This is a genomic window from Streptomyces noursei (assembly GCF_001646665.1).
GTDB lineage: Bacteria > Actinomycetota > Actinomycetes > Streptomycetales > Streptomycetaceae > Streptomyces > Streptomyces lavendulocolor.
Genome location: NZ_LWBU01000270.1, coordinates 42,357 through 67,902, shown reverse-complemented (window position 1 = coordinate 67,902; position 25,546 = coordinate 42,357). Strand labels below are relative to the sequence as shown.

22 protein-coding genes and 2 pseudogenes are annotated in these 25,546 nt (G+C 70.9%); 10 read left to right on the top strand and 14 right to left on the bottom strand.

Going from position 1 to position 25,546, the window contains the following annotated elements:
• Positions 1-17: 17 nt before the first annotated feature.
• The 5 genes from A4V12_RS18535 to A4V12_RS18510 form a co-directional block, all read right to left on the bottom strand.
• Positions 18-386 (bottom strand): hypothetical protein, encoded by a 369-nt coding sequence (locus A4V12_RS18535; RefSeq protein WP_064070468.1) that lies wholly within the window; start codon positions 384-386, stop codon positions 18-20.
• A 141-nt stretch (positions 387-527) separates the two neighbouring features.
• Positions 528-1,523: a helix-turn-helix transcriptional regulator gene (locus A4V12_RS18530; RefSeq protein ID WP_064070495.1), complete on the bottom strand. Its 996-nt coding sequence runs from the start codon at positions 1,521-1,523 to the stop codon at positions 528-530.
• 880 nt (positions 1,524-2,403) lie between these two features.
• Complete coding sequence (locus tag A4V12_RS18520) at positions 2,404-3,549, bottom strand: RNA polymerase sigma factor (RefSeq protein WP_064070466.1); 1,146 nt, start codon at positions 3,547-3,549, stop codon at positions 2,404-2,406.
• A gap of 8 nt (positions 3,550-3,557) precedes the next feature.
• Positions 3,558-3,965, bottom strand: a complete 408-nt coding sequence (locus tag A4V12_RS18515; protein WP_064070465.1) for a YciI family protein — start codon at positions 3,963-3,965, stop codon at positions 3,558-3,560.
• A gap of 221 nt (positions 3,966-4,186) precedes the next feature.
• Positions 4,187-4,627, bottom strand: a complete 441-nt coding sequence (locus A4V12_RS18510; RefSeq protein WP_064070464.1) for a hypothetical protein — start codon at positions 4,625-4,627, stop codon at positions 4,187-4,189.
• Positions 4,628-5,230: 603 nt separating this feature from the next.
• Here A4V12_RS18510 and A4V12_RS18505 point away from each other — a divergent pair.
• Together A4V12_RS18505 and A4V12_RS18500 are read left to right on the top strand one after the other, a co-directional pair.
• Positions 5,231-5,434 carry a cold-shock protein gene (locus A4V12_RS18505; RefSeq protein WP_064070463.1) on the top strand — a complete coding sequence of 68 codons (204 nt, stop codon included), beginning with the start codon at positions 5,231-5,233 and terminating at the stop codon, positions 5,432-5,434.
• Between the two features lie 498 nt (positions 5,435-5,932).
• Positions 5,933-6,580: a dihydrofolate reductase family protein gene (locus tag A4V12_RS18500; protein WP_064070462.1), complete on the top strand. Its 648-nt coding sequence runs from the start codon at positions 5,933-5,935 to the stop codon at positions 6,578-6,580.
• Positions 6,581-6,634: 54 nt separating this feature from the next.
• On the opposite strand, the gene A4V12_RS18495 is transcribed toward A4V12_RS18500, so the two are convergent.
• Positions 6,635-8,218: an ABC1 kinase family protein gene (locus A4V12_RS18495; protein ID WP_234372234.1), complete on the bottom strand. Its 1,584-nt coding sequence runs from the start codon at positions 8,216-8,218 to the stop codon at positions 6,635-6,637.
• The gene (locus A4V12_RS18490; protein WP_064070461.1) at positions 8,219-8,455 is read right to left on the bottom strand and encodes a hypothetical protein; all 237 of its coding nucleotides are present in this window, start codon (positions 8,453-8,455) and stop codon (positions 8,219-8,221) included.
• 702 nt (positions 8,456-9,157) lie between these two features.
• On the opposite strand from A4V12_RS18490, the gene A4V12_RS18485 reads away from it, so the two are divergent.
• From A4V12_RS18485 to A4V12_RS18475, 3 genes are all read left to right on the top strand, one after another.
• Complete coding sequence (locus tag A4V12_RS18485) at positions 9,158-10,243, top strand: terpene synthase family protein (protein ID WP_064070460.1); 1,086 nt, start codon at positions 9,158-9,160, stop codon at positions 10,241-10,243.
• Between the two features lie 86 nt (positions 10,244-10,329).
• A complete protein-coding gene (locus A4V12_RS18480) occupies positions 10,330-11,706 on the top strand; it encodes a protoporphyrinogen/coproporphyrinogen oxidase (RefSeq protein WP_064070459.1) in 1,377 nt (458 codons plus the stop codon).
• A 483-nt stretch (positions 11,707-12,189) separates the two neighbouring features.
• The gene (locus A4V12_RS18475) at positions 12,190-12,498 is read left to right on the top strand and encodes a hypothetical protein (protein WP_234372233.1); all 309 of its coding nucleotides are present in this window, start codon (positions 12,190-12,192) and stop codon (positions 12,496-12,498) included.
• Positions 12,499-12,620: 122 nt separating this feature from the next.
• Here the strand turns inward: A4V12_RS18475 and A4V12_RS18470 are convergent, their stop codons facing one another.
• Positions 12,621-13,628 (bottom strand): AraC family transcriptional regulator, encoded by a 1,008-nt coding sequence (locus A4V12_RS18470; RefSeq protein WP_064070457.1) that lies wholly within the window; start codon positions 13,626-13,628, stop codon positions 12,621-12,623.
• A 136-nt stretch (positions 13,629-13,764) separates the two neighbouring features.
• Between A4V12_RS18470 and A4V12_RS37580 the strand changes: the two genes are divergently transcribed.
• From A4V12_RS37580 to A4V12_RS18450, 4 genes are all read left to right on the top strand, one after another.
• Complete coding sequence (locus A4V12_RS37580) at positions 13,765-14,052, top strand: DUF1330 domain-containing protein (RefSeq protein ID WP_064070456.1); 288 nt, start codon at positions 13,765-13,767, stop codon at positions 14,050-14,052.
• A gap of 69 nt (positions 14,053-14,121) precedes the next feature.
• Entirely contained in the window at positions 14,122-14,589 is a 468-nt protein-coding gene (locus A4V12_RS18460; protein ID WP_064070455.1) for a hypothetical protein, read from the top strand.
• A gap of 625 nt (positions 14,590-15,214) precedes the next feature.
• Complete coding sequence (locus tag A4V12_RS18455) at positions 15,215-16,096, top strand: nuclease (RefSeq protein WP_234372237.1); 882 nt, start codon at positions 15,215-15,217, stop codon at positions 16,094-16,096.
• A gap of 116 nt (positions 16,097-16,212) precedes the next feature.
• Positions 16,213-16,683, top strand: coding sequence for a hypothetical protein (locus A4V12_RS18450; protein WP_064070453.1), 471 nt, complete (start codon positions 16,213-16,215; stop codon positions 16,681-16,683).
• Between the two features lie 152 nt (positions 16,684-16,835).
• Here A4V12_RS18450 and A4V12_RS18445 read toward each other — a convergent pair whose 3' ends face one another.
• From A4V12_RS18445 to A4V12_RS18430, 4 genes are all read right to left on the bottom strand, one after another.
• Positions 16,836-18,356 carry a tyrosinase family protein gene (locus A4V12_RS18445; RefSeq protein WP_234372232.1) on the bottom strand — a complete coding sequence of 507 codons (1,521 nt, stop codon included), beginning with the start codon at positions 18,354-18,356 and terminating at the stop codon, positions 16,836-16,838.
• 151 nt (positions 18,357-18,507) lie between these two features.
• Positions 18,508-19,254: a hypothetical protein gene (locus tag A4V12_RS18440; protein ID WP_064070451.1), complete on the bottom strand. Its 747-nt coding sequence runs from the start codon at positions 19,252-19,254 to the stop codon at positions 18,508-18,510.
• Positions 19,255-19,742: 488 nt separating this feature from the next.
• Entirely contained in the window at positions 19,743-20,375 is a 633-nt protein-coding gene (locus A4V12_RS18435; RefSeq protein WP_079137124.1) for a TetR family transcriptional regulator, read from the bottom strand.
• Between the two features lie 120 nt (positions 20,376-20,495).
• Complete coding sequence (locus A4V12_RS18430; RefSeq protein WP_064070450.1) at positions 20,496-22,145, bottom strand: right-handed parallel beta-helix repeat-containing protein; 1,650 nt, start codon at positions 22,143-22,145, stop codon at positions 20,496-20,498.
• A 354-nt stretch (positions 22,146-22,499) separates the two neighbouring features.
• Between A4V12_RS18430 and A4V12_RS38900 the strand changes: the two are divergent.
• Positions 22,500-22,807, top strand: a pseudogene (locus A4V12_RS38900) (TIM-barrel domain-containing protein); the annotation flags it as partial.
• On the opposite strand, the pseudogene A4V12_RS18425 reads toward A4V12_RS38900, so the two are convergent.
• Together A4V12_RS18425 and A4V12_RS18420 are read right to left on the bottom strand one after the other, a co-directional pair.
• A pseudogene (locus A4V12_RS18425) lies at positions 22,804-23,809 on the bottom strand (LacI family DNA-binding transcriptional regulator). The pseudogenes A4V12_RS38900 and A4V12_RS18425 overlap by 4 nt on opposite strands.
• Positions 23,810-24,170: 361 nt before the next feature.
• On the bottom strand, positions 24,171-25,388 hold the full coding sequence (locus A4V12_RS18420) for a cytochrome P450 (protein WP_064070449.1): 1,218 nt from the start codon (positions 25,386-25,388) through the stop codon (positions 24,171-24,173).
• Positions 25,389-25,546: the final 158 nt, after the last annotated feature.

Genomic DNA, 25,546 nt, shown 5'->3' with positions numbered 1-25,546 from the left:
TCCGCAGGGCGGCCGGCTCAGAAGGACTCCATACCGCCACAGTGGTCGGGCAGGTTGTTGCGGACCTCGCAGGCCTGGGCGCGGAAGATGGTGGAGTGCTTGCCGCTCTCCACCGTGCCCGGGTTGCCGTCGTTGTCGGCCGGGCCCTCGGCACCGCCCTTGTTCCACAGCGTCAGCTTGTCGGCCGGGTGGGCGTTGCGGTAGTACTCGGCCTTCACGGAGTTGCCGTCCGCCTCCAGGTCGCGGATGTTCATGACCGTGTCGGACTGCTCCGTCCACGCCCTGGCCCCGTAGTGCGTCTGCGACCAGGCGAAGGCCGGGGACGAACCGGCGATGGCCGCCACGGCGAAGAGTCCGACGGCGGCACGACGCATGCCCATCTTCATGGGTGCTCCATTTCCTTGACTGACACAGGGATTCACACCGGACCCGGCGGGACCGGCTCGAACGTGAATCATTCTGTGGAGCGCGGACCGCCCGAGTCGTTGGCGGTGAGTCGACAGCGCCTTGACGATCCGTCCACTCCGCTACCCGACGCCGGTGGAGGCCGTGGTGGCCGTCGCCGTACGGCGGTACGCCGTGGGAGTCGTGTCGTACGCGTCGCGGAACGCCCGGCTGAAGGCGGCCGCGTGGCTGAAGCCGCGGCGGGCGGCGATCACGTGTACCGGCACTCCCCGCAGCGCCGGGTCGAGCAGGTCACGACGTGCGTGCTCCAGACGCTGCCGCAGCAGGACCCTCCCCACGGTGGTCCCGTCACCCTCCTGCTGGAACAGCCGGTGCAGGTAGCTGACCGAGATGTGGTGCGCGGCGGCGATCGACGGGACGTCCAGCCGGGGGTCGTCGGCGTTCTCCCGGATGAAAGACCTGATGCGCAGCGTCAGCGTCCGGCGGTGCGTCTCGTACGGCAGGCTGCGCTCCGTGTCGAGGGCGCCGGCGAAGAGCGCGGCGACCAGGTCGGTCAGCACGGTCCCCAACCGGGGCGCCTCGGACGGCCGGTACGTCCTGCTGTCCGCCACCATCCGGGTCAGGAACTGCGCCAGCAGCGCACCCGTCCCCCCACGTGCCGACAGGTTCCTGCCGATCACGCGGTCGGCCTCCCGCGTGGGCAGCGGGAGCAGCGCCTTGGGTATCTCCACGCCGATGAAGCGGAGCGGTTCGCGGCCGGCGTGGATCTCCCACACCCTCGACGTGTCGCTGGTGTGCAGGCCGTACGCGCCGTGCGTGCGGGTCTCCCTGCCGAGGGTGACGTGCCCCTCCCCGCGCTGGATGAAGGAGAGGTGGTACGCCTCGGGGTCGGCCTTCCGGATGAGCTTCGCGGTGCGGCGGAAGACGAGGGGCTGGCATTCCAGCGGGTAGACCGCCGTCTCACCCAGGGAAATGACTCGTTGGTTCACCTGGAATTCAGTGGCGTATTCGCTTTCCATTTCCATCGGTGCGTGCGTCTCGGCCATGAGGGCCGCGAAACAGTCGAATCGGTCACCGGGTGGCAATTCCTCGCTGCGGAAGCATCTCTCGGGCAACATGGCCACGGGTTTACAGGGGCGTGAACAGCAGGCGCAAGCGACCTTTGTTGCGTGGGCCGGGCTTCGGACAGCACCCGAACGGCCGGGTCCGTGCCCCCGGATTGCCCGGCTGTCTTCCGCATGCCGCATGCCCGGACGGAGAGCGGGGCCGGACCTCGGAATTGCGTATTCCAGATGTGAGGCGAACGCCCTTCGAGACGTGCGCATAAGAAGGGATTCGTCGGCCGGTCCTCGGCGTCACAGCTCCGGGCGAACGCCGTCCGGCCCCCGGCCACGACCGCACGGCCGGCCCGGCGCCGCACCGGCACGGCCATTCCGCTTACCGGCAGTGGCGCGGCGCCGCATCGGAGAGCGAGGGAGAGAGACGAAGTTCGGGCGACCTGCGCCGGGCGCGCCCACCGGCCCCGCCCCACTCTCCACGTGCCGTCCGCCCTCTCGCCGACGCAGGTCCGCCGCCGCCGCTGCCTCTCCGGTCCGGCGAGCCCGTGGACCGCCACGGCCGGTATCTCAGGAGCGGCCGATCTCGCACAGGCCATGACACTCCGCCCGTGGCCGAGCAATCATCCACCCGCCATGAGCCGTTCGGGCCGCCGAGGGCCCGGCGCCGTCACGCACTCCGGACGGCCGGGCGGCCCGCTTCCGTGAACACGCCTGCCGCGACCCGGCGGACCTGGGGGAAGCCGGTACGGAACACCGTGGCCTCCCGCGACCCGTTGGCCGTACGGGGGAGGCGTACGGGCCAGGGACGCCGGCCGGCGGCGCCGTTCGGGGGACCGTTCGCGCGGTTGCCGCTGCTGCCGTCCACGCCGGCCGGCAGGTCGCGGTGCAGGGCCGCCGGACAACGGTCCGAACACCCGCACCGCCCGGCACGCGTCACCCGTCAACGGCGCCGCCCGGCGTTGAGCCGGGCTGCCCGGCGCGTCAGGTGGTCGCGCTCGGGGAGGTTCGGGGCCTGCCGGGCCGCCTCGGCGTACAGCCGTGCCGCCGTCACCAGGTCGCCGTCCCGTTCGTGGAGGTACGCCGCCACCGCGGTGTGGCGGGGCAGCGAGGGGTCCAGCGCCGCGAGCGCCGCCAGTCCGGCGCGCGGTCCGTCGGCCTCGCCGACCGCGACCGCGCGGTTGAGCCGGACGACGGGGCTGTCGGTCAGGCGGACCAGCTCGTCGTACCACTCGACGATCTGCACCCAGTCGGTCTCCTCGGCCGCGGGCGCGTCGGCGTGGAGGGCGGCGATCGCCGCCTGCGCCTGGTACTCGCCCAGCCGGTCGCGCGCCAGAGCGGCCTGGAGGATCCCGACACCCTCGGCGATCAAGGCCGTGTCCCACCGGCCCCGGTCCTGCTCGGCGAGCGGGACGAGGCTCCCGTCCGGAGCGGTCCGGGCCGCCCGCCGGGCGTGGTGCAGCAGCATCAGGGCGAGCAGCCCGGCGGCCTCCGGGTGGTCGATCGATGCCCTGAGCTGCCGGGTGAGACGGATGGCCTCGGCGGCGAGGTCGACGTCACCGGAGTACCCCTCGTTGAAGACGAGGTACAGGACCCGCAGCACGGTGGCCACGTCGCCGGGCCGGTCGAACCGGACGCCCGCGAGGGTGCGCTTGGCCCGGCTGATGCGCTGCGCCATCGTCGCCTCCGGCACCAGATAGGCCTCGGCGATCTGGCGGGTGGTCAGCCCGCCCACGGCACGAAGGGTGAGCGCGACCGCCGAAGCGGTGGTCAGCGACGGGTGCGCGCACAGGAAGTAGAGCTGCAGCGTGTCGTCCACCGCGGGCGCCGGCCCCGGCGCCGGTTCCTCCCCGACGCGGTCCTCGCGCCGGTGGCGGGCGGCGTCGGCGCGCGTCGCGTCGAGGAACTTGCGCCACGCCACGGTGACCAGCCAGCCCTTGGCGTCGCGTGGAGGGTCCTCGGCCCACACGCGCAGCGCCTCGACCAGGGCGTCCTGCACGGCGTCCTCGGCCGCCGCGAAATCGGCTCCGCGGCGGACGAGGATCGCGAGCACACCCGGCGTGAGGCTGCGGAGCAGGACCTCGTCCATCGGTGGCGTCACTCCGTGATGGTGGGCGGCGCGGTCAGGAACGGGCGTACCTCCAGCCACTCGTGGATCGGCCTGCCGCCCGCTCCCGGCGCGGCGGACAGCTCGCCGGCCAGCTCCACGGCGCGGTCGTAGGAGTCGACGTCGATCACCATCCACCCGGCGATCAGGTCCTTCGTCTCGGCGAAGGGCCCGTCGGTGACCGGCGGGCGCCCCTCACCGTCGTACCGGACCCACGTGCCCTGGGGGGCGAGCGCCTGGCCGTCGACGAACTCGCCGGTCTTCTCCAGCCGCGCCGCGAAGTCGTTCATGTACTGCACGTGGGCCGAGATCTCCTCCGGCGTCCACTGGTCCATCGGCACGTCGTTGACCGCGGCCGGAGCGCCGCGGTAGTGCTTCAGCAGCAAGTACTTGGCCATCGTCGTTCTCCTCGGTGTTCGCGCGACCCGTTCTGGCCGCCTTCACCCCGGGGACGGAGCCGGTCGCGGGTTCTCGACATCACCGTACGAACTATTTCCGGGACTCGTCGAAGATGCCGGGCACCGACACGGAGCGGGACGCTTCGAAGATCATGCGGCAGCCGCGGCCACCGTCCACGAGGGCGCGTACCCGCGCTGCTGCGGCGGCCAGGCACCGCCGGTCAACGGGCTGTCGCGATGAGGCGTCGAAGAGCGGCCCGGGCAGGTGCCCCCCAGGTGGGCCTGCCGCCGGGGCGGCCGCGATCGCCGGCCGCCCCGATGAGGATGCCGTTCAGGCCCCGCAGCGCCGCCCAGCCCCGGGCACGGCGCAAGGTCGCGGCGTCCGGCGCGGGCCGGTAGGCGCTGTGGCAGCGTTCGGCGGCGCCGTCCGGCAGCAGGATCGGGGCGAGGCCGGGCATCCAGGCGTGCTCCTTGCGCAGCAGCCCGTCCGCGGACCGTGTCGCCCAGGGCAGCCGGACGGCGAGGTCGTCGCCGAGCCGCCACAGCTGGTTGTCCCAACCGAGTGCCCCGAGCGCCAACGGGTGGTCCGCCAGGTCGGGGTGCTGGTCGCGGAGCAGCCCTTGGACCAGTTCCGCCGTGATCTCGATCTCGGTATGGGTCATGCCCCACAACCGTAGCGGCGGCGACCGTCCGTCCGTCCGGGCCGGTCCACCTGACCGGAGCGCCCCGGGCAGTTGCGCGGGCGGGCCCGTCCCGCGCCTCGGGAACCATGCCGCGGCGGCGCCACTGCAGGCTCGTACGGTGGCGCGGACCGGCGCGGTACTCCTGAGCAGTCCTCACTGATGACGGCGCCACCGTGTCCGGAGAGACGGTGGCAGCCCCGGCCACGAGGGCGGCTGCGCTCCGCGTCTTTCACCTGATGACTCGTCGTGCATGCCCGGCTGCCAAGGCTCTGCGGCCGTCTTTCGCCGGCGGCCGGCTCACCGGCGGACCGGCCGACATCGGCCCCGCACGGTCCGCTGCGCCCGGCCCGGACCCAGGGCTGATCGGCCACGGCCTGGCGAGAACACGGCGACGCACTTCGAGCTGCGGGAAGTTGCTCTCTGGTGATGGGCCTTTTCACGGTGTAGCGTCGACCTCAGATGTCGTGGTTCGCAGTTCCTGCCCACGCTGCAGCGTGGGCTTCTTGCTGTGCAGTGCAGGACCAGGGCGATCACCTCCGGGCCCGCACGGTGCGAGCCCGTCATCGACTGAGAGGCACCAGCATGGCCAGCGGAACTGTCAAGTGGTTCAACTCCGAAAAGGGCTTCGGCTTCATCGCCCAGGACGGCGGCGGCCCCGACGTCTTCGCGCACTACTCGAACATCAACGGCAATGGCTACCGTGAGCTCACCGAGGGTCAGGCCGTGACCTTCGACATCACCCAGGGCCAGAAGGGCCCGCAGGCGGAGAACATCACCCCCGCCTGACAGCCACAGTCGCGCCACCACCAGGGCCCCAGGAGCGTCGCTCCGGGGCCCTGGCCCGTTCCGGCGGCGCCGGGCGAGGCACCGTCGCCCTGGCCCTCCCCGCATTCCGCTGAACCGCTCAGGAGCGATCCGCTGCCCCACCCCGCGACCGGCCGGGGCAGGCTGCGCCTCGGCCGCCGTCCGGGTCACGGCGGCAACGCGAGGGGGACACCGGCCCCCGACACATGGGGGAACTCGGCCGGCCGCTGCCAGTTGAACCGGGCAGGACCTCCTCCGGTGTGCCCTCGCGCCGGGACGCAGCCCCCACTGCCGTACCCGCGCCGTGGCTCAGACAGACGACTGAACGAAGGTGGCACGACAGCGGACTGCCCCCGCCGTCCGGACCTCCTGCCCGGCCCAGGATGCGGACCCCCCCTCGCGTCCGTCGACGACGCGGCGATGATTCCGGCCCGCCCGGGAAGTCTCACCACTGTTGTCGGACACCCACTGGAGGAACACATGGCTCAGCTCTTGCGAGTGCAGAACTTCAACGTCTCGAGTGACGGCATCGGTGCCGGTGAGCATCAGACCTTCGAGAACCCGTTCGGTCACGGTGTCGATCCCGCGAAGCTGTTCGCGTGGGCGGGCGCCACGGCCAGCTGGCCCATGCGTACGGAGCCCGGCGGGAGCCGGGGCCTCGACGACTACTTCACCCGCGACTACGCGCGGAACATCGGTGCCGAGATCATGGGCCGCAACAAGTTCGGACCCCAGCGCGGGCCCTGGAGCGACCACGAGTGGCGCGGCTGGTGGGGCGACGAGCCGCCGTTCCACACCCCGGTGTTCGTCATGACCCATCACGAGCGCCCGTCGTTCACCCTGTCCGACACCACGTTCCACTTCGTTGACGGCGACCCCGCCTCGGTCCTCGCGCAGGCGCGCGAGGCGGCGCAGGGCAAAGACATCAGACTCGGCGGCGGGGTCACCACGGTCCGGCAGTTCCTCGACGCCGACCTCGTCGACACCATGCACGTGGTGGTGTCACCGGTGAAGCTCGGGAGCGGCCTGCGGCTGTGGGAGTCACCCGACGAGCTGCGCGACCGGTTCCACCTGGAGGTGGTGCCCAGCCCGAGCGGCGTGACGCACCACCTGCTCTGGCGCAAGTGACCGAACCTCGGGCCGGACCGGCCGCTTCCCGGCGGCATCCGCCGCGATGATCGGTCAGCGGTGGGAGCGGCCGTGGGTGATGGGATCGCCGAGGTTGGTGCGTGCTTGCACGGTGAACTGGCGGGAGGCGAGGTCGCGTGCCACGGCTTGCAGGTGACCGGCGGTCTTGTCGGTGAGGGAGAGGAAGTCCAGCAGGTGCTGGGCGAGCTGTTCGGGTGAGGTCTCCGCGCGGAGCAGGTCGCGCATGACACCGTCGAGAGTGTGGCTGAGGCTTGTGGTGAGTTTCAGTTTGGGATAAATGCAGCGGACGGAACCTTCGATATTGGCGAGCGATTTGCCGATGATGGAGACGATGGGCGCGACCTGGATGCCGCGGCGACTGGAGTACTGCAGAACGGACATGAGCGCCACGCCGTAATTGAGTTCCGCGAGGGTGGCGTTGGACCACAGGGGGACTTTGCGGGACAGGTCCTGGACGAAGCCGGTGTTATTGCTCCATGGTGTGCTGGACCCCATTCTCGTCCATTGGCGGGCGACGGCCTCGGCGTCGTTGCGGGCCAGCCCCAGAAGGATGCCGAGCATGGTCAGGCGCGCACTGCGGTCGAGCCGGCCGACCATGCCCCAGTCGATGATGTGAGCGGTGCCGTCGGGGCTGACCAGGATGTTGCCGGGATGGGGATCGGCGTGGAAGCGGCCGGTGACGAAGTAGGAGCGGAACTGGAAGTCGATGAGCTGCCGGGCGATCTCCTTGCGCTTCTTCGGTGTCAGTGCGTCGTCCTTGACGCGGTTGATGGCGACGCCGTCCGCCAGGGACTGTACGAGTACGCGGGGCGTGGCATGCACGACTTTGGGGACGCTGATGCGCTTGTAGTCGCGGGCGAGTTTGCGGGCGGCTTTCATGTTGGAGGCCTCCCGCGTGAAGTCGAGTTCATCACGCATGGCGTCGAACAGGACTTCCGTCATCGCCTCGACGCCGATGACCTCGTTGAAGTGCGGCATGAAGCGCGTGACGAGCCGGGCGGCTCTGCGCAGTACGCGCATGTCACCGAGAACGGCCCGATCGGCACCCGGTCGCTGCACCTTCACGACGCACGGCGTTCCGTCCGCGAGGTCGGCCCGGTAGACCTGAGCCAAGGAGGCCGACCCCAGCGGGCGTTCCGTGCGGATGAAGGCGAAGCGCTTGTGCCAGTCCGCTCCGAGGTCCTGATCCAGCACGGCGGAGAAGGCGGAGAACGGCTCGGCCGTGGCCTCGTCGTTGAGCCGGCCGAGTTCCTCACGCACATGGTCGGGAACGAAGTCCGGCCGTGTGGCCAGTATCTGGCCGACCTTGATGTAGAAGGGGCCGAGTTCCTCAAGAGTGGTGCGCAGATGACGGGCCCGGTCCGGTACGTGGTCGTCGGCGTCGGTCCGCCGGCGGCCCCCGGACCGGCGCGACAGGGTGCTCACGGTCTCCCGCGCGGCGGCCCGCATCAGAATGGCGGCCGCCCGACGTCCGCGCCTGTCCGTCTGCGACGTCGGGGAAGCCGCTCCGGACGCGGAGACGGACGCGGAGACGGACGCGGAGACGGACGCGGAGACGGTCGCGGAGACGGACGCGTCGACGGACGCGTCGACGGACGTGTCGACAGACACGGACACTTACGCGGTGCCCTTGTTCTGCGGGGTGTTCGCGCCGACATGGGCGGTGAGCGCTGCGACGGCCTGGGTCAGCGCCGTCACCTGGGTGTGCAGTTCGGTGATCTGCCGCTCGTTGCGGCGCCGGCGCTTGCCGGACTTCTTCCTCTTCTTTCCTCGCAGTCCTCTGGTCAAGCCCTTGTCGAAGCCCTCGATGACATCGGCAAGGCGGTCACCGGGCCTGTGTCGACGTTTGCTCATCAGTCCTCCTCGGGTTCGCGGTGGTACGCCGGCACACCAGCGGCCGTCGCGGAGAGGTGGGCTTCACTTGCCGCGGCCGTACGGGCCTGCCCTGGGCGCGCGAGAACACGGCCCCCACGAAGACGACGGCCCGCGACGAAGCCGTCATGCCATTAGGACGCGTGCTCCAGGGCCCGTCAACGGACCTTCCGACGCCCGTGCCGCGGCAACCGGACACCGCGCACCACGGCGAAGTCCCCCCGTCGGCACGTCACCGCAGGTCGAACGCGTGAAGGGTGGCGTAACGCCGTGGCAGATGCCCCGTGTACGCCCCTGGGGGCGCAGGACACCGCAACGGAAGCCTCCCTCGTGCACGCCGCGTGCAGGCGTCGCGTACGCCGCGCAGACCGTGCCCGGCTGCCAATGCGAGTGCCTCCTGTACCGCCTTGTGCGCGGCAGACGTGCCGTGGTGCCGTGCAATCCAGTGCCGGATCGGCCTGAGCTGTCGGGCCGGGCAGGCCGCACCGGCCACGGACGAGCTGGGGAGACGCCATGACGCCTGTGCGGGGACGGAGGCCACGTTCGCGGCCAGTGGTCCGTGGGCCCGGCGACAGCCCATCCCCCCGGCACGCGAACGGCCGGAACCCCGGGCCGACGGCATTGTCGTGAAGAGGGCCGCCCCGAGCGGATGCCGTCACCCACCGTCCACGGCGAGGAGCACAGATGACCAGGAGCATCGCCATCCCCCCGCTCTGGTGCCCGATCGACCTCGAGGTGAGGCCGGGGGCCGCTCGTGTCCAGGCCGGTTCGCATGCCTGGCTGGAGCGGCACGGCCTCGACGACCGATCACTGCGCAGGGCGGCCGCCACCGACACCGGCTTCCTCGCCTGCAGTTGGGCGCCCACCGCCACCGACGAGGGAGTGCAGCTGCTGTCCGACTGGCTGGTGTGGGCCCTGCTCTTCGACGACTACTACTGCGACAGCGGGCCGCACGCGGACCGGCCCGGCACGTTCAACCCGCTCGCGGCGCGCATGATGGCGCGTGCTCTGCACCCCGAGACACCACCCACCGGGGATGCCGCCTTCGACGCGTTCGGCTCCGCCCTGGCCGACCTCACCGTCCGCATCCACGACCGGGCAGCGCCCGAACTCGCCCACCTGTGCTCCCTGGCCCACTACCACTGGGCTGTCGGGGCGATGTGCGGCGTCAGCGACCGCGCCGCGGGCAGCCTGCGCTCCGTCGACGACCACCTTCTCATCCGGCCCCCGGACGGCGGGTCCCTGCTCAGTGTGCACATCATCGAGGTCGCGGAAGGCACGGTGCTGCCGGCCCGCGAGCGTGTCCGCCCGGAGGTACGGGCGCTGACCCAGGCAGCCGGCATTCTGCTGACCGTCCCCACCGACCTGGCCTCCTACGCCCATGAACAGGCCCAGGGGAGCCTGGAGTCGAACCTGGTGCACATTCTCGGTGCCGAGCGGTCCCTGTCCGCGCAGGCCGCCACCGACCAGGCGTGCGACCTGCTGGAAACCGTCATGTCCTTCTTCCTCGCCATGTACAGGCAATTGCGCCAAGACGCCGACAGCGACCTCCACCGCTACACCGACCACCTGGCCCACATGGTGCGGGGCACCTACGAGTGGCAACGCTTCCTGCCCCGCTACAGCACCGTCCTGGACACCCCCGAACACCCCGACGGCACCCACGTGGCGCGGCCGGACACCCCGCTGCACACCATCACCCGCGCCCCCCGCCCCGCGCCCGTGCACGTTCCTGCACCGATCGCCTGGTGGTGGGACCTCCTGGCCTGAACAGCCGACCTGCCGGCCCGGCCACCCGCCACCGCCGCCATCCCTCCCCGCCGTTCCACCCACCCCAGCAGCCGGATGAGGCCCTCATGAAAAGCCGTCCGCAGACGCACCCCTCCGCACGCTCCCGGCACAAGATCCTGGTGATCGGGGCGGGGATCGCCGGTCTCTCCGCCGCTTTCCGGCTCCAGCAGGCCGGGTACGACGTCTCGGTGCTCGAAAGCACCTCGCACGTGGGCGGCCGCATGTGGACCGACGAGATCGACGGCTTCCGCATCGACACCGGCGCGGCCATGCTTCCCGACAGCTACCACCAGATGCGGCGCCTCATCCGCGACGCCGGCCTGACACAGGACGTCGTGCCCTCCGGAGACGTCTACGGCTTCCTCCGCGACGGGCGGATACACCGCTTCGGCAAGCACATCCCTATCGACCTGCTCACCACCAAGCTCCTGTCCGCGCGCAGCAAGCTGCGCCTGCTCCGGCTCGCCGCCGACACCCGGCGCCTGGGCGACCGCATCGACTTCCGGGACCTGACCCGTGCGCCCGAGGCGGACGAGTCCTGTATCGCGTACACCGACCGGCGGCTGAACGAAGAGCTGTTCGACTACCTGATCGAACCGCTGAGCACCAACTACTACTTCGCACCCCCCGAAGAACTGTCGATGACCCACGTGTACCTGGCCGCCGGATCCGCACTGGGCACCGGCTACTTCAACTCCCCCCGAGGAGTCGCCTTCCTCCCTCGCGGCCTGGCCCGGCAACTGGACGTCCGCCACCGCACCAGGGTGCTCTCGGTCGAGGAGAGCGAGGACTCCGTCACCGTCACCTGCACGGACCACCGTGGCGAACACCGGGAGACCGTCGCAGCCTGCGTCATCGCCGTCCCCGGACCGTCCGTCGCCGGCATCTGGCCCGGCCTGCCCGCCCCGATGCGCACCTACCTGTCCAGATTGCGCTACTCCACCTGTCTGCACGTGTCGTTCGGACTGTCCGCCCGGCCCCGGGAGCCGTCCATGTGGATCTTCGTTCCCCGACGCGAGTACCCCGGTGGCCTCGGCCTGTGTCTCGACCACAACCGCGCGCCCGGCAGAGCACCCGACGGCAAAGGTCTGATCACCCTGTACTGGCCGACGCACGCGAGCGAGGACCTCTACGATCTCCCCGACGCCGACGTCACCGCACAGGCCCTCCGGGACCTCGAACGACTGAACCTCTTCCCCGGGCTGGCGCAACGGATCGAGATGACCAGCGTCTCCCGCTGCCGCCCGTGCGTCCCGCTGACCCACCCCGGCAGCATCGCCGAACTCCACGACGGCCTGCGCAGCCTCGACCGCGCCTCCCGCGTCATGCTGGCCGGTGACTACTTCTCCTTCGGCAGTACCAACGCCGCCCTCACCTCGGGAGAAGTCGCCGCCTCCCGCCTCACCATCACACTGGAAGCACGCCGGCCACATCGGGATTGACCCCGTCGACATGTCGGTTCAGCACGAGGCGTGAGGCCGGGTGCAATGGGCTGGTCCCCGGCGGTCCATGCACTTTGGAACTGCGCATGCTGCTTCCCCTCCAAAAGGGCGACCGCCTTCGCGGTCGCCGGAATCGGTCCACGGCCTGGGTCGGTTTCGACCGGCCGGCCACTGAGATCGAGCTAGACGAGACGTATCGTCTCGTCAATGGGTGTCGGGACGTCACGCCGACGGCGCGGCTGCCAGGCCCCGCCCCGCCCGACTCGGCCAACGGATTCCCCGGGGCGTCGATGTGCGGCAAGCTCATCCCCGTGGCCTGCGTCGAGTTCGGCGCATTTCTTGGGCGGAGCGCAGCATCGGGCGGATGTCGCCCACACGTCCGATCGGTTTCCCCATGAGGGAGCCCGTTCGGCGGACAATTCGACGCACCGCAGCTCGAAAGTTCAGCGAACCCACCTGAATCGGTGACTGAAGGGGGCAGCAGTGAAGGGGACATGGTGGCTCACACAGGGCGACACGCGGATCGCCGAGTTACGGCAATACGCTGTTGACCAGCCGATGTTCCTCTGCCACTTCATCCCGGGACCCGGCTGGGAAGGGGTCCGTGCGCTGTTCGAGAGCTGGACGGCTCTGCACGGCCCGGACCCCGATGGCTCTCGCACAGCACAGGCCATCAAGCCCATCATGGACCTCGGACTGACGCTGGTTGTCGAGGACGAAGGCCGGCCCATGGCGCTCTTCAAAGAGTGCATCGTCCGTATCGACGGCGACACCGCTCGCGTACGCCACTGACGTCAGCGCAGCCCCAGACCACAAACACAGTTCTGTCTCTTTGTCGCGGGAGACGGTCCGCTCATGCCCGGCCACGGCGGCCGGGCATGCGACGGGCGCGGGTTCCTGTCGGGTTGCCGCTGTCAGCCCTGCGCGCCGCCGGGCCGGGCGGATACGTCCGGGGCGGTGCGGCTGCGGCGGAAGCCGCCGGGAGCGGTGCCGAACTCGCGCTTGAAGGCGTGGGCGAAGGCGAACTCGGAGCCGTACCCCACCTGCCGGGCGATGCCGGCGAGCGGCGCCGAGGAGTCCCGGAGCATCCGTGCGGCGGTGCAGAGCCGCCACCACGTGAGGTAGGCCATCGGCGGCCGGCCGACGTACGCGGTGAAGCGGGCCGCGAAGGTGGTGCGCGAGAGTCCCACGGCGTCGGCGAGCTCCCGCACCGTCCAGGGATGGGCGGGGTCGCGGTGCATGCGGTCCAGCGCGGCCGCGACGGCCGGGTCCTTGAGTGCCGCGCACCATCCGCCCGCCTCCTGCGGACACTGATCCTCCAGCCATGCCCGCAGGGCGTAGACGAGGAGCAGGTCGAGCAGGGCGGGGAGCGCTACGTCGGCGCCCGGGCGGCCCTCGGTGAGGTCAGTGGCGATCAGGTCGATGGTGGAGCGCAGCGAGGCGTGGCGCCCGAGACGGGCAGGAAGGTGGAGGACGTCCGGCAGGCCGCGCAGGAAGGGATGCACCACCCCGCGGTCGAGGCGGTAGGCGCCGCACAGCAGCAGGGTGTGGTCACCTTCGTCGTCCGCCCCCGCCGGTTCGACGCCGACGCCGACGCCGACGCCGATGCCGATGTCGACGCCGGTGACCGTGGACGACGTCCCGGCCGCCGTGGTGTCCAGGGGCAGTTGGTCGACGCGGTGGTCGGCGCTGTCGCTCATCCCGTGCACCGCCCCGTGAGGCAGCAGCACGATGTCTCCGGCCGTCAGCCGGACCGGCGCACCCCGGGGCGGCAGGAGCCAGCACGCGCCGCGGAGTACGAGGTGGAAACCCGCCCCGGGGTAGGGGCCGAATCGGCTGCCCCAGCGGCCGGTGCGCCGTGAGCGGGTGATCTTGGGCCGTCCGGCCTTCATGGTGGTGACGACATCGCTCAGGACATCCATGGCAAGAACGTACCGTCCTCCGGTACCCCGGACGATCACGCATGTTTCACGGCGCCCAGGGCATGGAGACGCCGGCGGGACCCTCCGTACGGTCGTACCAGTGAACGACCGAGCTCACCGCACGGAGGAGTTGCCCATGAGTGCCTACGTGGTGATCGACCTCGATGTCGATGACCCCGCCGGCTTCCAGCAGTACGTGGACGCCGTGAATCCCCTGCTCGAGGAGGCGGGTGCCCGCAACCACCTCGTCGACGACGACTGCCTGGTGCTGGAGGGCGACTGGCGGCCGGCCACGCTCGTCATCCACGAGTTCGACAGCCTTCAAGCCGCGCGGGCCTTCTGGGACGCCCCCGCGTACCAGCCGCTGAAGGCGCTGCGGCGCCGGCACGCCACGGTCCAGGTCGTCGTGGCGCAGCCCCGCTGACGCCCCCGCCCCTCTGTCACCACCCACCCCCGCGTCACCCTTCATTCACCGAAAACGGAGGATCACCGCATGTCCATCAAGACCACGCTCGTACGGACGCTCGCGCCCCTGGCCGCCATGGCCGCCTTACCGGCGACCCTCGCCGCGCCCGCATACGCCGCAGCAGAGAGCGCCACCACGGCGCGCCCCCAGGTCCGTGCCGCCGCCGCGGAGGGCAGTTACAACATCCTGATCTCACACCGTGCCCTGTTCGTCGCCGACTTCTGCCTCCTGTCGACCACCAGCGGCAACGGGCGCGCCGCGTGCAGCGGAAACAAGGCACTGGGCACGGACTTCCGGCTGGGCGTCGTGTACAAGCCCGGCGACCGGGTCTGGATCGACGTCAACGTCGTCTCGGGACGTGACACCAAAGGCATCGACCTGCGCGGCAACCGCATGTGCCGGGTCGACAGCACCGCGGTCAACCTCAACGTGCACTGCTGGAAGAACCTCGCCCAGTACGAGTCCGGGGTGCCGGGCGAGCGGGTGTACGGCTGATCGGTACGGGCGGCGGGCGCGCCCGACGCCGTCCTGACCGCCATCGGCGCGACCCCTCCAGGCGGCCGTAGCGGCCCTCCCGCTGCTCTGCTGCCCCTGTACTCGCGGGGCTGGTGCATCGCCGGCGCCCCGTCGGCGGAGCGGGCGCGGGTGCCTCGGCCTGCACGGCTTCGGTTTGCTCGTCGCTGTGCGGGCCGGGGGTGGCGGGCCGGCCCAGGCTGACCGGGAAGCTCCCGGCCGTACCGCGTCCGTCACGTCCTCCAGCCGAAGGACCGCTCCTCAAGGGCGCCGCGCAGCGCGAACCACGTGGTGAGCGAACCGAAGTCGCCGTCCACGAGCAGCACCTCGGTCGCGGACGGAGGGAGTACGTCACCAGCCCCGCGTCGTCCACGGCGACCGAACCGCGGGGTCGGCGAGGGCGCGGACTCGGCACCAGCAAGAGATCTCCAGGCTCCTACCGTGAGTGACGGGCGGCGCTGCTCGATCACGCGAACGGCCTTGCGGTTGCCGGGGTTCGAGGCGCGCGTGATGCTGGATGTGGAGCTCCGCGCAGCCGTACGCACACCATCAGGCGGGAGTCCAGGCCATGATCGATCCCGTGCAGGTTCTGTGGTCACCGGCAGGTGTGACCTTGGCGTCCCTGGGGTCGCAGCCCTGGGTCGATCCGCTCACGAGCGACGGCGACACCCCGAAGATCAGGATGCCGGTCCGGATGCTCTCCGTCGACACCCCGGAGGTGACCGCCGAGAACGACGAGGGCGCCGCGAAGGTCGATGAGGACTTCGCACAGCTCGCCGAGTGGATACGCAAGGGTCTCGCGCCCATCTCCCACGGCCTCGCCGACTTCGTGCTGCCCAAGCTGGAGACCGGCAGCGCGGGCACCCTCCAGTACCGGCAGGGCAAGGCCGCGTCCGAGTTCAGCCGCGCCAATATGAAGGCCCGGCTCGACAGGCCCGGCAAGAAGCCGGACCGGAACCTTTTCATCCGTGTCGCCGACACCCCGTTCGCCCCCGACAACCGTCTGCTGGCGTACCTCGCGCCCTCCTACTCCAAGGCGGAACTCGCCAACCTCACACGCGAGGAGCGGGCGACGTTCAACCTGGACCTGGTCGCGGCCGGCTGGTCACCGACCTTCATCCTCTACCCCACCATCCCGGGCGAGCTCGACCTGCCGATCCTGCTGGCCGCCGCCGAGAAGGCGATGACGGAGCAGCGCGGCATCTGGGAGGAGCCGGCCGCACTGCTGGCGTACGAGTACCGGGCGATGGAGAAGCTGCACGGCGTCACGGCGAGGAAGGCCGCCGAGGACCCGGCTCTGACATCGGCGGACCTCTACTCCTGGCGGGAGCGGTACTGCGCGGACATGCGCACCCGGGTGCTGCACGGGCAGGAGGACTGGTTCCGGGTCGACCCCGTCTACCGGCTGTGGATCTGGCCGCAGGACGTTCCCGAGGCCGTGGCACGGCTCAACCTGACGCCGTCCGCGAGGCTCGTGGGCGCCGACTAGCGACGGCCCCCTCGGGGACGCCGACCAGGGCTAGTCGACCAGCAACACGGTGCAGGTGACTCCCCACACGCACCCGCCTCGGCAGCGCGTGCTGCGGGAGGAGGTGAGCCGGGGGCATGGACATCGAGCTGACGTATCGGAGAGGGCTGCTGCGCGACATCGGGGGCGTGCCCGTCACCTACGGGAAGCGGGAGTGGCTGGACACCACACCGCGAGCCCTGGGGCCGTGGCCGCTCGAGTACCAGCGGTTCAGCTCGACCCTGAGCGCCGTGGGCAGCGTCGGGATCATCTACCGCCGGTGGTCCGCTCTGCCGCTCAGCGTCGGGCGGTGGAGCTGCGAGCACAGCAGGTTCGGCGGGACGCTGCGGCGCATCGGACCCTACGCGCTGCGGTACGACCACCTCGGCAACCGGGTGCGCGCCGTCGGCCCGCTCGAGATCTTCTACGACCGGGGCGGGAGCCGCCCCATCCGCCTGCACCTGGACGGCGAGGGCGAGTCGCTCCCCGACGACCTCCTCCTCGCACTGTTCCTCGTGCTGTTCTGGCAGAAGCAGAGCTGGGAGGCGTCCGCCCGAGCCAGGAGCTGACCCGCCGGAGCCGGCCCCGGGCGCGCCCGGGGCCGGCTTGAGCGACCTCGTCCGGTGTCCACCGGTCGTGTGTGCTCATCGGAGAAGGCCACCCGCGGGGAGGCCGAGGCGGCCATGGGGTCCGGCGCGTTCGCATAGCGCATGGCGCCCCGTCAGGTGGTGATCAGGGAGATGCTGCCGATGCGGGGGTGCGAGTCGGGCGGAACTGTCGGCATCCGGTGCGCCTCCCTTCTTTCCCGCGCCCCCAGAGCCTCCCGGGCCTCCGTCCCGGGCGCGGCGGGAGGAGGGCCGAGCGGGGCCGGGGTGACCACGACGGGCGGAATGCCCTCGCCGTCCCATGTGCCCAGGCGGCGCAGCTCGGTCAGGTGGTCGGTGATGTCGAACCTGAAGGTGAGCCCGGCACCGGCGTGGGCGTGGTGATGGTGGTGGGCGCTGTCGCCGACCGCGCCGAAGAAGTGGAGGTGGCCGATGAAATACGGGCCTTCCGGGTCGAGGTCCTCCGCGGAGTCCGGGCGGGCGCCGACGAAGACACGGTAGTTGGTTCCGGGCGGCGCATCGGCGCGTACGCCGTCGATGGTGAGGATCGCGCGGGAGGGCGTTTCTGGCGAGGCGGCCTCAGGGAGGGCCGACGGGCGGGCGCCGGGCTCAGGGGTCAGGGGGACGGTGAGGGCCTCAGCCCCCAGGTCGGTCGTGCCCGTGGCGGCAACCACCTGCTCCGACGGAGGGTTGGCGCCGACCGGCAGCATGGCGACCAGCCGCTCGGGCGGCTTCAGGCCGACGCCGTCGGTCAGCGACTCGTAGCTGTACCCGAGCTGCTGCTCGGAAAGTAGATCCTGGGTCGTGAAACCCACCCGGGCACCCTGGGCGTTCCTGAAGTGGTGGGTGAAACCGAGCCAGTCCGCGTCGGTCGGGTTGCGGTGGGCGGAATTCGTGAGCCACGCGGCCCAGAGCCGGTCGATGTTGGAATGGTGCAGCCAGAAGACGGGGTCCTGGGGCGAGAAGAACTGGGACATCACGCCTCCCACGAAGCCGTGGATGAGGTTGTGGGGCTGCATCTCCAGCAGGCCGGACCCACCCGGGTTGAAGTGGACCGCCTGGCTGTCGGTGTCCGCGCTGCCGAACTGCATCGCGCCGGTGAAGTCGGGTGCCTGCATGGCCTGGTGCGGGTTGACCTCGGGCCATTCGATGGACGATCCCTCGGCGGCATCCGGGTCGCGGCCCTGGGGCCCCGGTGCCAGGAACAGCGGGTTGTCCCCGGTTCCGTCCGGCCAGTCGGGGCTGAGGAACGGGCTCGGCAGCCGCCGGCACGCCTGGGACTCCGGACTGTTCGGGTCGCCGTTCGTCACGCGGGTGTAGTTCCAGTACGGCAGTGCCCAGTCGTCGGGCCCGCCCAGCTCTTCCTCGACGACGCGGCGGACGATCTCCTCGAAGCAGAGGATGTAGGCGCGGTGCCAGGGCAGGAAGAACCAGCCCCCGTGCGGGCAGTTGTTCCACTCCGGATCCTCCCTGCCGTCACTCGTACCGTGGATGTTGGCCTGGAAGAGCCAGCTGGTCGGATCGGTCTCCGGCTTGCCCTGCATCACCCGTACCGCCCGGGCGTACCAGAGGAGCTGATCGTCCCAGATCTCCGTCATTCTCGTCGTGTCGCGACGCATGCGAACCGCTGCGGCCATGGCTCTGCCTTCTTCGCAGGAGGGGAGGGGGAAGGTGCGGCGGCGGAAGAGCGGTCTGCCGCGCACCATGCTGGGGGAGGGGCACCCCTACTTCCAGCATTGCACCGGGTCATGGGCGGGCAACTCGACGGAAGGGTCCGAAGAACCGCAGTCAGCGCAGGACCAGCGAGGCGACCGTGGTGACGGCCACCGCCGACCCGAGCGCGAGCAGCACGGGCGGCCCCGGGGACGTGCCGTCGAGCCGTCGGCGCCGCGCCACCTCCAGGGCTGTCAGCGCACCTCGCAGCAGCACGCCCGCGACCAGGGCGAGCAGCAGCACGTGCACCCATTCCGGCACGGGCGCCGCATGGGTGATCCAGCCGCCCACGAGCGGGCTCAGGCAGAGGGCGACCAGCCACGGGGCGACGCGCCGCCTCCCCCGCGCGTCGAGGACGGCGGTCAGCGCGAGCCCCTCGCTGACGGAGTGCACGAACAGAGCGGCCACCACCGCGACCGAGGGCAGCAGGACCACGGTCACACCCTCCACGAAACGGTGCAGTACGAGACCGACCGCCACCCCCGCGCACGCGATGCGCCCCGGCTCACCCCGCCGGGCCCGCAGGCGCCCCACCGAGGCGAGGGTGAAGGCGACCACCACGGCGGCCGGCACAACCCAGCCGGAGAGCCCCGCGTGTGCGGCCTCGTGCATCGCGTGCGGCACGATGTCGGCACCGGCCACTGCCAGCAGCACACCCGACGCGGCCCCGAGCAGCACGGTCGAGCGATGCGGCCAGCGCAGCCCCAGCCAGGCGCCGACCAGTGTGCCCGCCACGATCAGTATCAGCCCCATGTACTGATCGAGGTCGAACTCCCCCGAGCAGAGCAAGGAGATGGCCCCCGCTTCGACCACCGCACCCATGACCGTTCACCCTTCGTGACGTGAGTGCATCGGAAACGTCGCGTACCGCCACCGGCCACACGCCACCGGCGGGAACCGAAGCTCCGCCAGGTGCAAGGCGCAGCACCAAGGGCGGCGGTGGAAGGGCGCCTTCGCGGAGCGGGTAACCATCATCGGCCCCGGCATGCGGCACGAGGTGAGAAGCGCGGTGGCCCGGCGGCCGGCGCACTGCGGTGGCGAGCCGACGGGGATCACCGGCCGGCTGACGGCACGACCCCGCGTTGCCGCCGCCCCGGGCCGGGCGGACACTGGACGCGGGACCCGCGGGCTCGCCCGTGAGCGGGACCGGCCGGCGGAAGCACCGCATCCCCGCCGGACGGGCGAGGCCGTCGTCCCGGCCCGGCGCATCACCCGCTTCCCGCAGCCCTCCGCCGTCGCCTGGCACGCTTCCCGGCCGGACGCCTGCCGCCCGCGCCGGAGCGCTGCACGCAGCCGGCGCTTCCCTCGATTCAGCGCAGCAGTTTCCGTGCCGCTGTGGCCAGTCGGCGGGCGGTGCGTCGTGGCTCGCCGCCGGGCAGGACGAGATGGCTGATGGTCATGCGGACGATGACGTCCGCTGCCACCTCGACAGCCTCCATGTCCTGATCCGGGTACCGCGTGGCCAGCCAGTTCCGCACCAGGTTCTGGCCCGCATCGAATATCGGGTCCGTCCGGGCAGTGAGGTAGGGGAGCAGGCTGTCGGAGCCCTCACGGGCGGCTGTGACCACGGCCCGGATCAGCGGCTGGTCATCGGCCTCCCTCAGCACGTACAGGATGGCGGCCTCGAGGCAGGCGTCGGTGTCCGGGAGGCCGGGGTAGAGGGTGTCGGCGACGCCGGCGAGGAACTGCTGCGTCTCGCGGACCACCAGGGCGCGGCCCAGGCCGGCCCGGCTGCCGAACTCCTTGTAGACCGAGGGCCGTGACACTTCGGCTCGGGCCGCGACGGCTGAGAGGCTGACCTGGTCCCAGCCGGCTTCGCAGGTCAGGTCACGAGCCGCGTTCAGCACGCGCAGTCTCGTCTGTTTCCGCCAGGCGACGCGCGGCGGGTCGGGTGCCGGGTCACCGGTGGGTGACTCCGTTCTGCTCTGGTGCTCGTCAGCCATGGCGTCAAGTCTGTCGGTGCGGTCGTTCCCCTGGTTCGGGGACCGCCGTGTGCGGTGGGGCCGGCCCCTCTGAGCACGGGGGAGGTGGGGCCGGCACCACGTCGTGGCGGTCCGAGGTGTCTAGTGCCGGGCGCGCTTGCGGCGGGCGACGAAGAGGAGGCCGCCGCCGAGGCCGAGGACGGCCGCCGCTATGCCGAGGGGGAGTACCGGGTTGGAACCGCCGGTCTCCGCGAGCGGCCCGCTTCCGCCGTTCTGCGTCGAGGGCCCGGAGTCGTCGCCGGTGCCGGCGGGGCCTTCCGCGGCGGGCGACGCGCCGGCGCCGGATCCGCCGGAAGGCTCTGCCGGGGTGGTGCTCAGTGGGCCGGGTGAGGCGGACTCGTCGGTAGGAGCCCCGGACGCCCCTTGCGTGGCGTCGTTGCCTCCGGTCGTGAAGCCGTAGGCGCCGCGGTCGGACGCGACGCCGCCGGACCGGCGTGCACCGGTGAGGTCGGTCGTCACGGCGGCGAACGGGGTCCCCGAGCCGATCGCGGGAGAGCCCTTGCTCAGCCGGAAATCGGCCCCGGCCCCGGTACCCGGGTCGGTGAGCTTCGGGTCGGCGACGATGTCGTGGGGGCCCTTGACCTCGGGGGCCTTGCCGCCGAAGTAGATGTTGTAGTCGTAGGTGACGTCGACGTTGCGGGACTTGCTGTTCGTCGCCTGGCCGGGCCGGCCGTAGGCGATGTTGTTGAGCAGCCGTACGTCCGTGCTGTCATGCGCGAAGATGTTGGCGTAGCTCTCCATGCGGGTGCTGCGACCGTTCTTGTACGCCGTGTTGTGGACGATGTCGACATGCTGGCTCTTGAAGGAGTGGATGCCTGAGCCGCCGTTGTCGTAGGAGAGGTTGTTGGCGACCAGGACCCTGCCCTGGTAGTCGGGGCCGCTTTCTCCGGCCTTCGACTTGTCCTTGAGGGTGTCGATGATGATGCCGTTACCGTCCGAGTAGCACTGGCAGCGCTCCCACTTCACCTTGGTCTCGTTGTCGTGGACCGTGTTGTTGGTGACGCGGATCTTGTACGTACGAGGGTCGCCGCGGCCGACGTCGTGCGCCGCCAGGATCGAGATGCCGCTCGTGGCGTAGACGGTGTACCACGAGGTCGCGTAGACGTGGTTGCGGTCGATCGTCATGTGGTCCGCGCCGCGCGAGCCTATGCCGAGCCCGGGGCAGTGGTGGACGGTGTTGCCGACGATGTCGATGTGGTGCGGTTTGGCACCCGTCGCCTTGTTCGGCTCCGCCCAGATGCAGTTGGTGTTGTAGGTGGGGTCGTTCTTCTTCGCATGGCGCTCCGCCCCGGCCAGGGTCAGAGCGTCGCTGTTGCCCTTGACTTCGAGATTCTTGACGGCGATGTGGGACGCGCCGTGGATGCTGATGCCGTTCCATGCGTTCACCGGGTGGATCACCGGGCGATGGCCCGGATGAGCCATGAAGGTGATGGGCGCGCCGGGGCGGCCGGAGCGCCTGACGGTCAGCACGTTCGAACCCTTTGCCTGCTCGGAGTACGTGCCGTTCATGATCGAGACGGTGTCGCCCGGGCCGGCGCTGTCCGCCGCCTTCTGGATGGTGCGGAAGGGGGCCGCGGCCGAGGTTCCCGGGTTGCCGTCGCTGCCGCTCGGGCTGACGAAGTACGTGCGGCCCGAAGCATGGGCGGTGCCCGCTCCCACGGTGAGCAGGCCGAGCGGGGCGGACGGGGCGAGCAGTGCTGCGGTCACGACGAGGGTGCTCGTGCGTTTCATTCGGTGCTGGTCTCCGGGATAGTCCTGGCGGCAGCGGCAGGTGTCCTGCGTCGGTGGAAAACCGCGGGCAGGAGTGAGGGCGCAGAGGGACGAGTCGTCCGGGCATGGCGCCGGGTCAGGGCGCTGGGCGTTGCGCCCCAAGTCCGCTGTGAGGGGCTTGAGTTGCGTAAGTGACAGTCCCAGAGCCAAAAACCGAACGCAACCCCGACCCCGTTGTAAACGTTTTGACACTTCGTCAGCTGCATGCCCCGGCAACCAGTGATCACTGCCCAGCACGACGTTCAAACCCAGGGCCGTGCCCGCGCTTCCGTTCGCTCCAGGGCGTGCGCAGGACTGCGGATCCGAGCCCTCGGCCCTGACAGTGCGGAGACGCGCGGCTACGGAGTCGAGTCGACCACCCGGGCAAGGTGTCCTTCGACGTCGGTTCGGAATCGTCGGCCAGGTCCAGTCCAGCGTCGAGGACCAGACTCTCGAGTACTACGTGATCGCGCGGCCCACCCCCAAGCCTTCCCCGACCCCGGGGGATGCCGGCCCGGCTCAAGGAGCGGGACTTGAGGATCAGCGTCTGGATCAACCCGTACATCGCGCGGAAATCGGCTCTGTTCGCCGAGGGTGCGGCCCGCGGCTACCTGGTCCGGCGGACGAACGGCGACAGCCTTCAGGCCGGTGCCGGGCCGCTGCTCGCACGTGTGACGAGTTCCGGCTCGAGCAGGACGACCTCGTCGTCGGCCCGGCCCTCGATCTTGGCGATCAGGTGGTCGACGGCCTGCCGAGCCATCTCACGCGGGGATGGTGACCGAGGTCAGCCGCACCGAGCCCTGGAGGGCCACCTGCTCGGGGCAGACGGCGACCACCGAGACGTCCTCGGGGACGGCCCGCCTGTCCTGGCGCAACAGACCGAGCAGCGGTTCCACCGCCTGTTCGTTCTGCACGACGAACCCCGTGATGCCGGGACGCTCGGTGAAGATCTGGCCGAGGGCGCTCGCCATCGCCGCGTAGGTCCCCTCGCACGGGCGGTGGAGCACACGAAGACCGAGCTGCCGCGCACGGGAGCGCAACCCGTCCACGGTCCGCTCCGCGAACCCGGTCTTCCGCTCGTACACGGCCGGCGCCTCGCCGATCACGGCGATCTCCCGGTGTCCCAGCCCGGCCAGATGCTCCACGCACAGGGCGCCGGCACCGGCGAAGTCGAGGTCGACACAGGTGAACCCGGTGGTCCGGGACGGCAGGCCGATGAGCACCGCCGGCCGTCCGCTCTCCCGCAGCAGCGGCAGCCGCCCGTCGTCCAGCTCCACGTCCATCAGGATGACGGCGTCGGCCAACCCGCTCCCGATCACCCGCCGTACGGCCGAAGGCCCCTCCTCGCCGGTGAGCATCAGGACGTCGAACCCGTGCTCCCGGGCGTTGGTGGCGACCGCGATGGCGATCTCCATCATCACGGGCACGTACATGTCCGTGCGCAGCGGCATCATCAGCGCGATGATGTTGGACCTGCTGCTCGCCAGCGCCCTCGCCCCGGCATTGGGAAGGTAGCCGAGTTCCCTGATGCTGCGCTCGACCCGTTGCTTGGTGCCCTCGGAGATGGGCCTCTTGCCGCTGAGGACGTAGCTCACCGTGCTGGCGGAGACTCCGGCATACTGGGCCCCGTCGGCAAGGGTGACCATCGGGATCTCCACGTTGTCAAGCGCTTCGAAGCGTCCAGTGGTTGCCCCGCCACGTCCCGGGCCCCGGACGGGGACCCGCCGACGGACAACGCCGTTGCTGAGACCGACCCCTTGCGAGCGCTCGGACACGTGGTCCCTGTGGAGGTGTGCGGCCGCGTCCCTCGGGGCCACCGTTCCCCCCCACTGTCCCGGGTCGTCGCCGGCCCGAGCGGTGGCCGACATCACCCCGGGCGATCTCCTGGACCGTTGCCCGACCTCAGCCTGCTGTCCGAAGACTTGCCGCGTCTCCACTCCAGGGGTGCGCCGGGGGGCCGGACGAGCTGCGCGGCCCCCGGACCTGCAGGCGAAGCCCACCGCCGTTTCACGGGCGACGGCGACGGAACCACCTGCTTCCCGCCCGTTCTCCGGGGGCCGGGGTGACATCGTGACCAACTGGTGGCTCGGGGCGCTGCTGAACGGCAGCCGGCCTCTCCTCGCGCTGCGGAGCGAAGGCCACCGGCAGGCTCGTTATACGGCGTGCCATCCAGGTGCCCACGACCTGCACCTGATCGTCGTCAACGGCGAGGTGAAGGTCCGGGATGCGCTCCAGGAGCAGATCGACTCCGGCTTCGGCGATCGCGCGGCCGAGGTCCTGGCCCGGGCACTCGTGTACACCCGCGCCGAAGGCCAGGTGTGAACGGTTTCCCTGCATCGGGACCGTCAGGTCGGGCCGGATGGACGGGTCGACGTTGCCGGCCGCCAGACCCAGCATCACCATGTCGCCGGCCATGATCCGTGTGCCGCCCAGCTGGGTGTCGCCGGTCGCCCAGCGAGTCGGCACCACGGCCAGCGGCGGGTGATCCCAGAGGACCTGCTCCAACGCGTCCGGCAAGGTCATCTGGCCGCCCGACAGGTGCCCGCGGAAGCGCCCGTCGGTCAGGACCATGCGCAGCGCGCTGGCTATCAGGTTGGCGGTGGGCTCAAGTGCGGCAACCAGCACGAGGCGAAGGTGCTCGCGGACTTCCTCGTCGGTGAGTCCGGCGGGGTGCTCCAGCAGGTGGCTGGCGAGGTCGTCGCCCGGGTGGGTCTTCTTGCGCTCCACCAGGTCGTGCAGCAGCTTGACCACGAGCTGGTTGCTGGCCAGCGCGGTCTCGCCGCCACTGATCATGTCGGTCACGGCCGCGCCCACGGTGAGGGCGTCGTTCTCGGGTATGCCGAGCTGCTGGCAGACGACCAGCGCCGGCAGCTTCCTCGCGAAGTCGGCCACGAGATCAGCTCGCCCGGACATGGCGAACTCGCCGATGAGACGGGTGGTGTAGCGGGTGATGTACCGGCGCAGCCGATGGCGGTTCACTCGTCCCAGGCTCTCGGTGACCGCCGTGCGCAAGCGGGCGTGCTCGGCCCCGTCGGTCAGCGCCACCAGTGGCTGCCATGCGGTGATGGGCAGCAGAGGTGAGTCCGCGGCGACAGACCCCTCCCGGATGGCCCGCCAGTGACGGGAGTCCGAGGAGAACCGGCTGGAGCGCATCACCTCCAGGTTCTCCCGGTGACCCAGCACCAGCCAGGCCGGCACGTCCCCGTACAGCAGGACGGGCGCCACAGCCCCGTGTTCGGCGCGAAGCCGCTCATACAGGGCGTACGGCTGCGCCTCCGCTTCGGGGCCGTACAGCGGACGCAGGCCACGGGGGGCCTGGGCGTGCGCGGGACAGCCGGCGGGGGCCAGGGCCGCGGTGTGTGCAGTCGGGGCAGGGGGGTGGC